At 44.3% G+C, this 14,922-nt stretch carries 10 protein-coding genes; 4 read left to right on the top strand and 6 right to left on the bottom strand.

Going from position 1 to position 14,922, the window contains the following annotated elements; genetic code table 11:
• Positions 1–93 precede the first annotated feature (93 nt).
• Entirely contained in the window at positions 94–930 is an 837-nt protein-coding gene (locus ABQ275_RS25660; RefSeq protein ID WP_349316006.1) for a transketolase, read from the top strand.
• 112 nt (positions 931–1,042) lie between these two features.
• Here the strand turns inward: ABQ275_RS25660 and ABQ275_RS25655 are convergent, their stop codons facing one another.
• Positions 1,043–2,269, bottom strand: a complete 1,227-nt coding sequence (locus tag ABQ275_RS25655; protein WP_349316005.1) for an FtsX-like permease family protein — start codon at positions 2,267–2,269, stop codon at positions 1,043–1,045.
• Between the two features lie 20 nt (positions 2,270–2,289).
• Positions 2,290–2,673: a 30S ribosome-binding factor RbfA gene (rbfA, locus tag ABQ275_RS25650; protein WP_349316004.1), complete on the bottom strand. Its 384-nt coding sequence runs from the start codon at positions 2,671–2,673 to the stop codon at positions 2,290–2,292.
• Between the two features lie 211 nt (positions 2,674–2,884).
• On the opposite strand from rbfA, the gene ABQ275_RS25645 reads away from it, so the two are divergent.
• Together ABQ275_RS25645 and ABQ275_RS25640 are read left to right on the top strand one after the other, a co-directional pair.
• Positions 2,885–4,717 (top strand): ABC transporter ATP-binding protein, encoded by a 1,833-nt coding sequence (locus ABQ275_RS25645; protein ID WP_349316003.1) that lies wholly within the window; start codon positions 2,885–2,887, stop codon positions 4,715–4,717.
• A gap of 227 nt (positions 4,718–4,944) precedes the next feature.
• Complete coding sequence (locus ABQ275_RS25640; protein ID WP_349316002.1) at positions 4,945–6,456, top strand: HAD-IB family phosphatase; 1,512 nt, start codon at positions 4,945–4,947, stop codon at positions 6,454–6,456.
• A 90-nt stretch (positions 6,457–6,546) separates the two neighbouring features.
• On the opposite strand, the gene ABQ275_RS25635 is transcribed toward ABQ275_RS25640, so the two are convergent.
• On the bottom strand, positions 6,547–7,575 hold the full coding sequence (locus ABQ275_RS25635) for a TraR/DksA C4-type zinc finger protein (protein WP_349316001.1): 1,029 nt from the start codon (positions 7,573–7,575) through the stop codon (positions 6,547–6,549).
• 6 nt (positions 7,576–7,581) lie between these two features.
• Positions 7,582–10,908, bottom strand: a complete 3,327-nt coding sequence (gene ileS, locus ABQ275_RS25630; protein ID WP_349316000.1) for an isoleucine--tRNA ligase — start codon at positions 10,906–10,908, stop codon at positions 7,582–7,584.
• Between the two features lie 264 nt (positions 10,909–11,172).
• On the opposite strand from ileS, the gene ABQ275_RS25625 reads away from it, so the two are divergent.
• Positions 11,173–11,637, top strand: coding sequence for a PepSY-like domain-containing protein (locus ABQ275_RS25625; protein WP_349315999.1), 465 nt, complete (start codon positions 11,173–11,175; stop codon positions 11,635–11,637).
• Positions 11,638–11,712: 75 nt separating this feature from the next.
• On the opposite strand, the gene ABQ275_RS25620 is transcribed toward ABQ275_RS25625, so the two are convergent.
• Positions 11,713–13,902 carry a GH92 family glycosyl hydrolase gene (locus ABQ275_RS25620; protein ID WP_349315998.1) on the bottom strand — a complete coding sequence of 730 codons (2,190 nt, stop codon included), beginning with the start codon at positions 13,900–13,902 and terminating at the stop codon, positions 11,713–11,715.
• A 69-nt stretch (positions 13,903–13,971) separates the two neighbouring features.
• Entirely contained in the window at positions 13,972–14,895 is a 924-nt protein-coding gene (locus tag ABQ275_RS25615; protein ID WP_349315997.1) for an endonuclease/exonuclease/phosphatase family protein, read from the bottom strand.
• Positions 14,896–14,922: the final 27 nt, after the last annotated feature.

Raw genomic sequence — 14,922 nt, 5'->3', positions numbered from 1 at the left:
GATTTTTAATAATTTGAGATCGCAAAAAAATCGTTCAAAGCCACAAACTCAACAAATTCAATTAGTTTTGCGGCACAAAAAAGATCAAGTATCATGCCACAGCTCAAAGATATTGCTACCCAGGTAAGAAGAGACATCGTAAGAATGGTACATGGCGTTCAAAGCGGCCACCCAGGAGGCTCTTTAGGTTGCGCAGACTTTCTTACTGCATTGTATTTCAAGGTTTTACAACATACGCCACAACCATTTGATATGGATGGACGTAACCAGGACCTCTTTTTCCTGTCAAACGGCCATATTTCCCCTGTATTCTATAGCGCACTGGCCCGTTCCGGGTACTTTCCTATACAGGAACTGAGCACTTTCCGCAAATTGGACTCCCGTCTTCAGGGACATCCTACCACCCACGAACATCTCCCGGGCATCCGTATTGCTTCTGGTTCCCTTGGACAAGGCATGAGCGTAGCTATTGGTGCTGCCCTCTCTAAAAAGCTCAACAACGATAAAAACCTCGTGTTCTCTCTACATGGCGACGGCGAATTGGAAGAAGGTCAGATCTGGGAATCTGTGATGTTTGCTCCCCATCATAAAGTAGACAACCTGATTATCACAGTGGACCTTAACGGTCAGCAGATCGATGGTACTACTGACGATGTAGCCGGACTGGGCGACGTAGGCGCTAAATTCGAAGCTTTCGGATGGCTCGTTATGCACATGAACGGTAATGATATGGATGACGTAGTTGCTACCCTGGAAAAAGCTAAAAGCCTTACCGGTCAGGGTAAACCTATTGCCATCATCATGAAAACAGTAATGGGACAGGGTGTTGACTTCATGGAAGGCCACCACGAATGGCATGGTATCGCTCCAAACGACGAGCAACTTGCCAAAGCACTGGCTCAACTGCCCGAAACACTTGGTGACTACTAGAATAGAAGCCTTTCAATAATATTCAGGGATTTTTTTATTTACGAATTTAGGGATTTGAAATGCAGCGGATATCTACACAATAATATCTGCTGCATTTCAAATCCCTAAATATTTATGTGGCTTTCAGTGTAATAACCGCTACAGCGGCTCTCTTGGCTGGGTACCAACTGGCAGCCACCCCTATTACGATAATGGTCACAAATACCAGTAAAAAGTCCTGCGGGTGCATGCTTACCGGGTAAGCATCTACCAGGAAGGAAGTACCCTCCAGTTTAATGATCCCGAAATGCTGCTGTAGCAGGCAAAAGGCAGTACCTAACACAAATCCCAGCAGTGTACCAATACCTGCAATTATTAACCCTTCCGCTAAAAAGATCCGCATTATCAATGATTTACGCGCACCCATCGCCTTCAGGATCGTAATATCTTTTTGTTTCTCAATAACCAGCATATATAAAGAGCCGATCATGTTAAACGCCGCTATGATCATGATAAAGCTAAGGATCACATATACCGCCCATTTCTCGGTTTGCATAATGGCATAGAGAGATTGGTTCTGCTCATAACGGGTTTGTACTTTATAACCGGCGCCCAGCAGCTGTTGCAGCTTGATTTTCAGCTGATTTTCGTCTACTCCGGGGCTGGCGGCTATTTCCAGGGCCGACATTTCATTATCACTCAATTCCAGCAACTTACGCAGGAAATCGATGTTTGTGATCACATACTTGCTGTTAAACTCCTGCTGGATAGCAAAGGTACCTGCCGGATACAAGATTCCATTGTTCAGGGCATCCTCCGGTGTCACGAAGGCATTTACCTTGCGGCGGGGCACATACACCGTAACGGGAGCCAGGCTATGTACAACATCTACCCCCAGCGCACCCTCCAGTTCCAGCCCCAAAACAGCCCGGTAAGCCTCTTTGTCGCCGGTATCAAACCGGCCACGGACAATATTGTTCTTAACGTCTGTGACATTGTTGTAATTGCTATCCACTCCCTTCAGGATAGCGATCGTAGGCTCGTCACCGTAGCGGAGTACTGCCTTTTCTTCCACCACCTCTGAGTAGTGGGCAATGCCGGGAGTTTTGGCAATCTGCTGTAATTGGGCAGGGGTCAGCAAAATAGTTTTACCGCTGGCAGGCGCCACCCTGATAGCCGGATAAAAAGAAGAATACAGGGATTTTACAAGTCCCTCGAAACCATTGAATACACTCAGAATCACGATGAGGGCGCCTACCCCTACTGCAATCGCGGCTACACTTACCCATGCAATAATATTAATTGCATTGGTGGATTTTTTCGCGCGGAAGTAACGGGATGCAAACTGCCAGACCATCATTTTTCTGTCGTTCTTAAATGCTATTTATTATCGCCTTCTTTAATATTCGCGTCGTCTTCTTTGATCTTTTTAAACAATTCTTCCATTTTAAATACGTAGTCGAGCGTATCATCCAGGAAAAAACTAAGTTCGGGCATACGGCGCAATTGCTTGCCTACACGTAATCCCAGGGCTTTCTTTATTTCCCCCATTCTTTCTTTCATCCGTTCCAGCATTCCGGTAGGGGACTTTATCTGAAACATGCTCAGGTAAACCTTTGCCTCCAGCAGGTCAGGCGTCATTTTCACAGCAGCTATGGAAATCATACCTCCATCTACCACATTAAATCCCATCCGCTGAAATACACCGCTCAGCTCTTCCTGTACTAATTGTCCTATTTGCTTTTGCCTTTTAGTTTCCTGCATCTCATTCAATTTTAATCGTTAGTAAAAAATGGCCTGCTGTACGATAATAATATAATTACTGCACAGCGCCAAAACAGGAACCTGCCGCCAACAGCCCTATTGAATGCGAAATTAACCATTTCCCCGAAAGATTGACCTAATTACGGGTAAGGCATCACTTAATTATACTATTTTTGCCTCCTAATAAAAATCAGGCGTTAAAGCACCAGGAATGAAGACTTTCAAGCGATTACTCGGGTATGCCACTCCTTTGCATCATTATATTCCGGAATATGTTATCTATACAATCATAGGTATCGTCTTTGGTATGGTCAATTTTGCCATGCTGATCCCATTGCTTACTGTCATTTTCAACCAGGTAGAGGATATCCCCAAAACGCTGACCCATCCTTCGTTTTCACTTACCATCGGCTACTTCATTGACCTGTTTAACTATTACTTTTATAATTTTATAAAAGCCAGTGGTACCAAGCAAAGCGCCCTGTATTTTGTATGTGCCGTGATCGGTGTATGTATTACCATTGCCAATCTCGGACGCTATATGAGTACCCGCGTGATTGTAAGGCTGAAGATGACCATGATCTCCAGGTTACGCACAGGGCTGTATAAAAAATTCACGGAACAGTCGCTAGGCTTCTACAGTGAAAAACAGAAAGGTGATCTTTTATCTACCATGACGAATGATGTACAGGAGATAGAAGGTTCTGTGGTAAATTCCATCCAGATTCTGCTGCGCGATCCTTTCATTATCATTGGCTACTTTGCAGCCCTGTTTTACATCTCCCCAAAACTTACCTTATTCACCATTATATTCTTTCCCTTCTCCGGCGTTATCATTTCCTATATCTCTAAAAAATTAAAACAGAAAGGATGGTATAGCCAGGAACTGCTGGGCAAGATCCTCAATGTAACGGAGGAAACCCTCGGTGGCATCCGCATCATACAGTCGTTTACCGCCGGGCGCTTTATGCAAAAGAAATTCGGTGAAGTGAATCATCGTTTTATAACCGTGAGTAAAGCCATGTTCAACCAGCGAGAGCTGGCATCTCCGGTGTCTGAAATTATGGGCGTGATTGTCGTAATTGTGCTGGTGATTTATGGTGGTACACTGGTGCTGAATGGCAGCGATCTGCTTACCGGCGCTACCTTCATGACCTACCTGGTATTCTATTCACAGATTATGCAGCCGGCTAAAAATATTTCTACTGCCATCACTACCATACAAAGGGGAATGGTGGCCAGCGAGCGGATCTTTAATATACTGGACAGCCCGGTGACCATCACCGAAAAGCCCGATGCCAAAGCCATTACCACTTTCAATAGTCAGATACAATATGACCATGTGTCTTTCAAATATGAACAGCAATATGTACTGAAGCAGATTGATCTTACCATACAGAAAGGACAGATGATTGCCCTGGTAGGCCGCAGCGGCGCCGGCAAATCTACCATGGCGGACGTATTACCGCGCTTTTATGATGTAAACGAAGGCACTATTCGTATAGACGGTACCGATATACGCGATGTGAAACTGGATGACCTGCGCGGCCTGATAGGCGTAGTGTCGCAGGAGGCTATTTTATTTAATGATTCTGTTTTCAGCAATATTGCATTCGGGTATCCCGAAGCAGACAGGAACGCTGTGATACAGGCGGCAAAAATTGCCAACGCACATGAATTTATTGAACAGCTGGAAAACGGATACGATACTTTCATCGGTGACCGTGGGCTGAAACTCAGCGGGGGCCAGCGTCAGCGTCTTACTATCGCGAGGGCCATCTTTAAAAATCCGCCTATCCTGATCCTCGATGAAGCTACCTCCGCATTGGACACCGAATCAGAAAAGCTGGTACAGGGAGCACTCGACAAACTCATGCAAAACCGCACTACTATTGTAATTGCACACCGCTTAAGCACCATCCGCCACGCAGATGAAATTATAGTGATGGACCAGGGAGAAATAAAAGAACGCGGTACCCACGAACAACTGCTGGCACAACAAGGCACCTATTATAAGCTGGTGGAAATGCAGGAATTTAAATAATCAGTATTCATCTGTTTCTGATTAACTATTTCTCTTATAACAACAAATAAACAACAAAAGTCAAATCAGGTTAATCTGTTGGAATCAGGCTAATCCTGGTCCCAAACTCAATACCGGCGCGCGTCTCCCTGATATTTGGTACCGTTTTTGTGATAAGGCCACGTACAAATGCCAACCAGCTCTTTGCAGCACTTATATTCTTTAACCTTTTAACATAGCGAACTCCTATGATATCTATCGTAATTCCTGTATTAAACGAAGGGTCCACTATACGCCAGGTGATCAAAACTGTGAAAAAGACAACGCGTAAAATTGAGATTATTGTAGTGGACGACAATTCGAACGATAATACTGTTGACGAAGCCATGAAGGAGAAAGTACGGGTCATCACCAGTAGCCAGCGCGGGAAAGGAATTTCCATGCGGGAGGGCATGATGGCTGCCAAGTATGATATTATAGCTTACGTAGATGGTGATATTCTTACTTACCCTGACAATATTATAGACTTACTAACTGGTCCTATCGAGCGAGACGAAGCTGATTTCGTCAAATCCTACTTTGAACGGCAGGCAGGCAGGGTCACGCAATTAGTGGCCAAGCCGCTGCTGAGTATCCTGTATCCGGACCTTGCCCATTTCCAGCAACCCCTCAGTGGTATGATAGCCGGGCGCAAATCATTACTGTCAAAAGTGCAGTTTGAAAATGATTATGGCGTAGACATAGGTCTGCTGATAGACATGCACTTACAGGGCGCACGTATTGTGGAAGCCAATATCGGCAAGGTGGAAAACGCCATGCAAACCTGGGAACAGCTCAGCAAAATGTCGCGCGAAGTATCCCGCACCATTTTACGCAAAGCAGAAAATATTCCGCAGGAAAACCTGGAAACACTGGGTAATATCAACATCATACGGGAACAGATGGAATATTCTATTCTTGAGTCCATTGACAAACTACAGAAAATGGTCATCTTCAATCTTGACCATGCTGTGTTCACCCAAAACTATATGCAATGGGCTGCTATTGCTTTTGATCATGAGGATGAATTACAAAGAATTAATAGTGAAGAAACAGATGCTATTGCCAGGATGGAACGCACCGCAGCATTATTTCAGGGCCGTAATATAGCAGAGATCCTGGAAGTAGCAGATGCAATTCCATTGGTACCAGACATCCGCGAAGTAGTGCGGGAACTGAAGAAAAGAGGTTATGCCTGTGGTCTTATCACAGACGGATTCGGTACAGTAGCCCGCCACATCAAAAATAAACTGGGAATGGATTTCGTGTTTGCCAACAAGCTGCATCTTGTTAATAGTGTGGCTACAGGTGAACTCAGCATTGCAGAATATTTTATGAAAGAAAATGAATATTGTAAGAGTAATGTACTTCCTTATGTAGCGCAGCAATATCAGATCAATGCACAGAATATTATTTATGTGGGAGATGGAAAAAATGATATGAAGTTACTAACGGAAGCGGGTATAGGTGTTGCTTTTTGTCCACAGTATCAGCGTGCATATGTAGAAAAGGTTGCCGACAAAATCATTAGTGGTTTATCATTGGCGCCCTTGCTGGATATTGCGCAGGCGAGTCCGGCGAAGTTTAAAATCAGGCTCCCTAACATCAGTAAAAAGCAGGCGAGAAATATTGGGTTAGGGAGTTTGGTAGGATTGGCTGGTGCGGGCTTGTTATATTTTGCGGTGAAACAAATGCGTAAAAAAACGGCGCCCGTTTGTTGAATATTTTGAGATTTAGTCAAAAAAAATTGGGATTTAGTTACAGGAGATTTAAAATCTCTACATAACTAAATCCCAAAATATTTTATACGCTTATTTACTTTTCGCCAGTTTGGCTTCAATGCTTAAAGTTGCGTGCGGAACAGCTCTGAGACGTGCTTTATCTATGAGTTTACCGGTTACGCGGCAAATGCCATAGGTTTTGTTTTCGATGCGCATCATTGCTTTTTCCAGGTGATCGATGAACTGGATCTGACGGCTGGCCATTTGATTGAGTTGTTCTCTTTCCTGAGAGCCACTGCCATCTTCCATGCTCATGTATTTATTTTCAGTATCGTCGGTGCCGGCTTCATCTTTACGTGTGATTAATCCTTGCAGGTAGATGAGTTCCTTTTTAGCTGATTCCAGCTTCTTTTGGATTAAATCTCTAAATTCCTGCAAATCAACATCACTATATCTGTATACAGGACCAGTAGAAGGTGCTGGTTGATCCAGTACCGACTTGGTGAATTCAGGCTGGTATGTTACCAACGTAGCTTTTCCTCCTTTTTTCTCAGACTTTTCGGTTTTCTCGGACTTCTCCGCCTTTACTGATTTTTCGGCCTTTGTAACAGGCTTCTCGGCTGCTTTTTTAGTGGATTCTTTCTCCTTAGCAACTTGTTCCTTAGTATCTGCTTTCTTTACTGCCATCGTTTTAAGGTCTTTTTCTTCTGACTTAGAAATTAATGGTTTCTCTTTAACAGCGGCAACACTTTTCGTAACCACTTGCTGCTTTACAGCAGGCTCTTTTTTAACGGTCGATTTTGCAGGTACAGCAACTTTTTTAACGGACGATGTTTTACTGCTTTGGGTGGCTGGAGCCTTCTTTACTACGTGTTTCGGGACAGGTGCTGTCTTTTTAACAGTAGTCTTAGATACCACGGCTTTTTTCACTGCCGGCTTCGTTGCCTTAGCGACCACTTTTTTTGCGGTTGCTTTTTTTGGCGCAGGAGCGGGCATGGCTTTTTTAGCCGGTGCAGGTTTAGCAACTTTCTTTACAGTAGTTGCTTTCTTTGCCACAGTTTTTTTAGCCTGAGCTGCCTTTGGGTTCGATTTACTAGCAACCTTCTTTTTTGTTGCCATGGGGGATTAGCTTTTTTTGTTAACTAATACATTAAATTTAAGGTCATTCACCTCTATTTCTGTACCACCCTGTAATTGCTCCACTAATTCCAAGCTATCTGCCAAAATTTCCGTGCAAATATAGTCATTATAGTTAATAATCGCCGATTTGAGAGAATCTACTCTCTCAACAGCGACATTAATCCTGTCAGTTAATTCAAACCCGCTGTCTTTGCGGATTTTCTGTATACGATTTACCAGCTCTCTGGCATTTCCTTCATCCTGTAACTGGGGTGTAATGGTAATATCAAGCGCCACCGTTAAGGCGCCTTTGTTAGCAACTGTCCATCCAGGAATGTCTTCGGAAATGATCTCTACATCAGAGAGTTGTATTTGCAACTGCTCCTCTTCCACCACCAGGTTGAAATGGCCGTCTCGCTCGATAGTGGCTATATCTGCATCTGTAAAACCACCGATAACGGCAGCAACAGACTTCATCTTTGCCCCCATTTTACTTCCGAGCGATTTGAAGTTTGGCTTAATCTTTTTCTTGATAAAGCCTCCCGTTTCGGTAAGATAATCAATCCCTTTCACATTCACCTCACTTTTTATCAGGTCCGCAACTTTTCCCAATTGCTCCTGCATACGGACACCGGAAACAGGTATTAATATCTTTTGCAATGGCTGGCGAACTTTGATGTTCACCTTCTTACGCAATGATAATACCAGTGATGAAATATCCTGCGCCAATTGCATCCTTTCTTCCAGATCCTCATCAATTGCTGCCAGGGATACCGCCGGAAAGTCAGTATGGTGGATAGAAACAGCCTGGTTGCGCCCGCTTACTTTATTCAGGTTGTTAAATAACCAGTCTGTAAAGAATGGGGAAACCGGGGCCATCAATTGTGTAATTTTTTCCAAACATTCGTACAATGTCTGGTAGGCACTGATTTTGTCCTGCGCATATTCCCCTTTCCAGAACCGGCGACGGCACAGGCGAACGTACCAGTTACTCAGGTGTTCGTCCACAAAACGTTCAATGGCCCTGCCTGCCTGAGTAGGCTCGTAATCGTCAAAATTGCTGGTCACATCCCGTACAAGCGAATTCAGTACAGAAATGATCCAACGGTCAATTTCCGGCCTTTCTTCCAACGGAATATATGCTTCTTTAAAAGTAAACTTATCAAGATTCGCATACATTGCGAAGAAGTTATATGTATTGTACAGGGTACCAAACAGTTTGCGCTGTGCTTCTCCAATACCTTTCACATCAAACTTGAGGCTATCCCAGGGAGATGCATTCGTGATAAGATACCAACGGGTGGCATCTGCACCAAACTGCTCAATGGTATCAAACGGGTTCACCACGTTGCCGAGGCGCTTACTCATTTTAAGACCGTTTTTGTCCAGCACCAGGCCATTGGAAACCACCGTTTTATAAGCCACCTTATCAAACAGCATCACACCCAGTGCATGCAGGGTGTAAAACCAGCCACGGGTCTGATCCACACCTTCCGCAATAAAATCGGCCGGGAAAGCTTCCCCTTTATCGATCATTGCTTTATTCTCAAACGGATAGTGCCATTGCGCATAAGGCATAGCGCCACTGTCAAACCAAACATCCACCAGATCCGGCTCACGACGCATGGGTTTACCTGATTCACTCACCAGGATGATATCGTCTACATAAGGTTTATGTAAATCAAGAATGCCTTCGTGCAGGTAAGATTTGTTGACATCGCCGCCCAACACCTCGTTCGCTTTGCGGATTTCTCCATTGAGCTCTTCGATGCCACCGATACATTTTTCCTCGCTGCCATCTTCTGTACGCCAGATAGGCAAAGGTGTGCCCCAATAGCGGCTACGGCTGAGATTCCAGTCTACCATGTTCTCCAGCCAGTTACCAAAACGACCGGTTCCGGTAAAGGCAGGCTTCCAGTTAATCGTCTTATTCAGTTCTACCATTCTGTCTTTCACCGCAGTGGTTTTAATAAACCAGGCGTCCAGCGGATAATACAATATCGGCTTATCGGTACGCCAGCAGTGAGGATAGGTATGTTCGTATTTTTCTACTTTAAAGGCGCGGTTCTCTTTTTTCAGCTTCACGGCGATGTCCACATCTACATCTTTGTAGTCCGGATCATCTTTATAATTCTTTACATATCTACCTGAAAATTCTCCTACATTATCCGTGAATTTACCGGTTCTGTCTACCAACGTGAGGATACCAATACCATTTTTCTTGCCTACCCTGTTATCGTCTGCACCAAAGGCCGGAGCAGTATGTACGATACCTGTACCATCTTCTGTGGTCACGAAATCGCCCAGGATAACCCGGAACGGATCACCTTCTTCCGGCTGTGCATAAGGGAGCAGCTGTTCGTAACGGATGTTTTCCAGCTGGCTGCCTTTAAAGCTGGTCAGTATTTTCCAGGGGATTATTTTATCTCCTTCTTTATAGGCGTCAAAATCAGCATTTTCACCTTCTGCTTTAAAATACTTACCCAGCAACACTTTGGCCATGATCACATTCACCGGCAGGTGAGTGTATTGGTTGAAAGTATTGACCAGCACATATTCTATATTAGCACCTACGGTTAAACCGAGGTTGGAAGGCAGGGTCCATGGAGTAGTGGTCCAGGCCAGGAAAAATACTTCTCCGGCGCCGGCTGCTTCAAACAGGAAGGTTGAATTTTCCGCGGGAAGGGCTTTAAACATAGCCACCACGGTAGTATCCTTTACATCTTTATAAGTGCCGGGCTGGTTCAGTTCATGCGAGCTTAAACCGGTGCCTGCAGCAGGAGAGTAGGGCTGAATGCTCACGCTCTTGTACAGCAATCCTTTCTTATACAAGGTTTGCAGACACCACCACAGGGTTTCAATGTATTTGTTATCGAAAGTGATGTAGGGATCTTTCAGGTCTACCCAGTAACCCATCTGACGGGTCAGGGCATCCCATTGATCTTTATATTTCAATACCTCTTTACGGCAGGTTTCGTTGTAGTCTGCCACAGAGATTTTTTTGCCGATATCTTCTTTGGTAATGCCCAGTGTTTTTTCCACGCCCAGTTCTACCGGCAGGCCGTGGGTATCCCATCCACCTTTACGCTTTACCTGGAAACCACGCATGGTTTTGTAACGACACACCAGATCCTTGAGGGTACGGGAAATGACATGGTGAATACCCGGCAGGCCATTGGCACTGGGGGGACCTTCGTAAAAAACAAAAGGAGTAGCGCCTTCACGTACTTCCACACTTTTCTCAAAAGCTTGTTGTAGCTCCCATTGTTTCAGTATATCTTTTTCTATCTGAGGTAAATTCAGTTGGTTATATTCCTGATATTTGCTGGACATAAAACAATTCCCCGCCCTTTGATGTTATTTAGACAATAATTGATTAAAATTGTGCGAAGTTAAGAAAATACACTGGCACCAAGCGTCTCTAGTTTGCCAAAAACATAGCTTTTTGAATATTTTTTACAGATTTTTTAGTAATTTGCAATAAAGAGTATTTGTTTTACGTTTTTGGCATTGTTTTAGCTCACTTGCCGGGAAGAAAAGAATAGAAAAACCTAGTAATTAATTTAACCCAACAAACGGATAAAACCATATCTGAATATGAAAAAGTTGACGTTAATTTTTTGTGCGGTATTATTCACTTCCGGCATAACTTTTGCACAGCAGAAAAAATCAATTAAAAAACACAAGGTAGTTGCTAAAATGGTGGAAGCACCTGAAGCAGTGAAGAGTTCTTTTGATCAGAATTTTGCTGGCACAACTGACGCTAAGTGGAATAAGACAAGTGCAGGACGCTGGAGCGTAAGTTTCCACAAAGAAAATATTAAAACAATCGCTGAATATGATGCTTCCGGCACATGGATTGCAACAAGAAGCGAGTATGATGCACAGACACTGCCGGAATCGGTGGCTGGAACATTAAAAACGAAGTATCCGGCGGCCACCATAAAAGATGGCTGGAAAATTGAGAGAGCAGATGTAGCTGCTTATTACAAAGTAAATATTCAGGACAATGGTGCAGACAAAGCAGTGCTGTTGAATGATGCAGGCACCGTCACTGAATAACACAAATTAGTATTTCATAGGTATAGGGATAAATAGGACAGACCCTGCTCTTTTGGGCGGGGTTTTTCATTTTTATTACCGCTCCGCCAACGAATGAATACTTGCCCCCCAACGCCGATCCGGCAGCTCCCCCATTTCAAGCTCCAACGTACCACCCTCCATCAACTGCTGATGCGTAAAGAATGGTGACGTCAATACCTCTCCATTCATCTTTGCCCCCTGGATATATTTATTTACCACAGAACAATGATGCGCTATAACGGTAAACTGTTTTCCACCCGGTAAGGCAACCGTTACCTTACTAAAGACAGGACTCCCAATTGTATATATCGGAATACCGGCCGTAACGGGATAAAAACCCATGGAAGAAAAAACAACAAATGCACTCATGCCCCCGCCATCTTCATCTCCCGGGATACCAAAAACATTGTCTTTAAACCACAGATCCAGCAGAAAACGGATACGCTTCTGTGTTTTCCAGGCGGCACCCACATAGTTGTACAGATAAGGAATATGAAAACCAGGTTCATTCCCCATAGCATACTGCCCCACCAGCCCGGTAGCATCGGGGAACTTACACCAGAATGCATACTTCGGCATGCCCGGATCTTTTCTGAATAATTCATCCAGTCTTGCCTCAAATTGTCTTTCACCACCCATCAGCCTGATCAGCGCAGGGATATTGTGCTGCACCTGCCATAAATAGGTCCAGCCATTATTTTCATCGTAGTAGTCGCGCCCGCCGGGACCGCCATCAAAAGCGGGGTCAATATCGATCCAGTTACCGGCGCTATCCTTTGGCATAAAAAATCCGGCGCTTTCATTCCACAAATGACGATAGTTTTCCGCACGTGTTGCAAACAAACGATAATCATCTTCATGTTTTAATGCTTTCGCCAGTTGCGCCAGCGCCCAGTCATCATAACTATGTCCCAACGTAACCGCCACTGCCTGCCGCTTTTCCAGTGGATGTACGGCGCTCACCGTTTCCTTTTCATCAGGATGCAATGCGGGGTAATAGCCATTGCTGCGATAGAAAGTATCCAGCGAGCAACTGCTGCCATTCCGCCATGGCAACATGGTAGCTTCCATTGCATTTTTTCTCATGCCTTCATAGGCTTTTTCCAGCCGGGGAATTTTTAGTCCCTTCCGGTAGGCATCCAGGAATACGATGGTGCTGTGAAATCCATTCATGCAGGGATGATCACCGAAGATCCTCGGAAAAGTAGGCATCCAGCCACTTTGCTCATACATGCGCACGTAAGCATCCAACATATCTTCTTCCTGTTCAGGATGCAGGATCATGCGCAGCGGATGTAATGCCTGGTAGGTATCCCAGGTAGCATCATCTACATAAAAAGGACGGGAAGTACTGTCTGTTTTTTTATTGTAACCACTGTAGTAGAGTGAGTTCTCCGTAATATTCACCATGCGCTCATAACAACGATACAAAGCAGTATAGAATGACCGGCGTTGCGCTGTGGTACCGCCTTCTATCTGCACCTGACTCACTACTTCCTTCCAGCTTTCCTGTCCGTTACGCTGTACATCGGCAAAATCTTTCCCGGCTATCTCTCTGTCAAAACTTTTCTTGGCATTAGCTGCACTAACATACGAGATGGCATATTTAAATGTGATGGGATCTACGCTCTTATCAGTAAAAATCACGTAAGGCAAGGTATCTGATACGGTACCACTCTTTACCCGTGTGTTGAATTTTCCGTACATATATACCGGTACATCGCCATGAAAAAAAGTGGCGGCTGTTACGCCATCCGCAGCTATAAAACTAACCGGTGTTTCAAACAATAGTTGCCGCGTCACATGTTCCGGAAAAGTAAACCGGTAAATGCCCGTTTTACTACCGGGTGCAAATTCCACTTTAATATTATCCTCTATCAGGGTAGTACTGTAATACCAGGGGTGAATAATTTCAAGATCATGATCATACGTAAGCCTGCGCTGCCATTCAGCTGTGGTAAGTGGTTGCGTAGAGGGTTTCACAACGAATACAGGACCACTGTAATGACCTACCACATTGAGTGGAAAACCACTGATCTGATCGTCTGTATAATCTTTCCTTAACGGATATACGCGGATCATCTGATTAGGCAGGTGCATAACAGGTTTTGTAGGCTGCAACAACGTCGAAACATTACCTATGGTAGGGTCGATGTATTGTTCCGCACTCATTTGCTGATCAGTATCACAGGCATATAAAAACAGCATGCCCGTTACCGGCAATAAACGAAAAAGAAATCGCATATGCTCAGTTTAATAAAACGGGCCCGCTAAAGCAGACTATAGCGGGCCCTGGTTATAAAGAGGATAATTTTATTTGCTGTATTCTACAACTGCCATCACCGGAAAGTGATCAGAAGGTGTACGGGCCACATATTTTGACAAAGACACTTCTTTCGGGAAATTACCTGTATCCTCTTTTCCGCCATCAACACGTTCGCTGCGATAAGTATCGGTTAGGATACCATACCTTTTTACTTCAAACTGTTTTGTAAGAAAGATATGATCAATACGGCTATCTGTTTTACCATCGGGTTTAAAGGAATTAAAAGTACCGTTCAGTGCATAGCGCATAGCAGTTGTTTCATAAGCATCTTTCAACAAACCGGAGTTATTGATAAGCGTATACGCATCATTGTTCTGATCTACATTAAAATCGCCTGTCAGGATGGTCGGTTTATTTCCGGTCATCTCTTTCACTTTTGCCAGTACCAGTTTGGCGCTTTCAGCACGTGCTGTTACACCAATATGATCCATGTGCAGGTTGAAGAAATAAAAGGTAAACCCTGTTTTAATTTCCCTGAACTCGCCCCAGGAGCAGATTCTGGGCAATACGGCATCCCATCCTTTATTGGGCCTGTCTGTAATGGGAGAAAGCCAGAAATCGCCTTTACGCAATAATTTGAATTTACTGGTTTTATAGAAGATAGCAGAATACTCACCTGCCTGTTTTCCATCATCGCGACCAATACCGATGTAGTCATATCCGGGCATACTTCCTTTTACGTCTTCCAGCTGATGATGCAAACATTCCTGTGTGCCGAAAATATCAAAATCATGGAATTGAATCAGGGAGGCGATTACCGGGAGCCGTTGCTTCCAGCCATTGCCAGCCAGGGCATCACTTTTGTTGTTGTCGTTGCGCATGTTATAGGTGCCTACGTTAATCTGTTGTGCGTTGGACACATAGGACAACACTACTACACATGCCATTAATAAAATTACGCGCTTCTTCATCTACTATAGTTTATTCAGTTATCAATT

This window comes from Chitinophaga sp. MM2321 (genome assembly GCF_964033635.1).
Lineage (GTDB): Bacteria > Bacteroidota > Bacteroidia > Chitinophagales > Chitinophagaceae > Chitinophaga.
The sequence above is the reverse complement of the archived record's forward strand: the minus strand, read 5'-3'. Positions and strand labels throughout refer to the sequence as shown.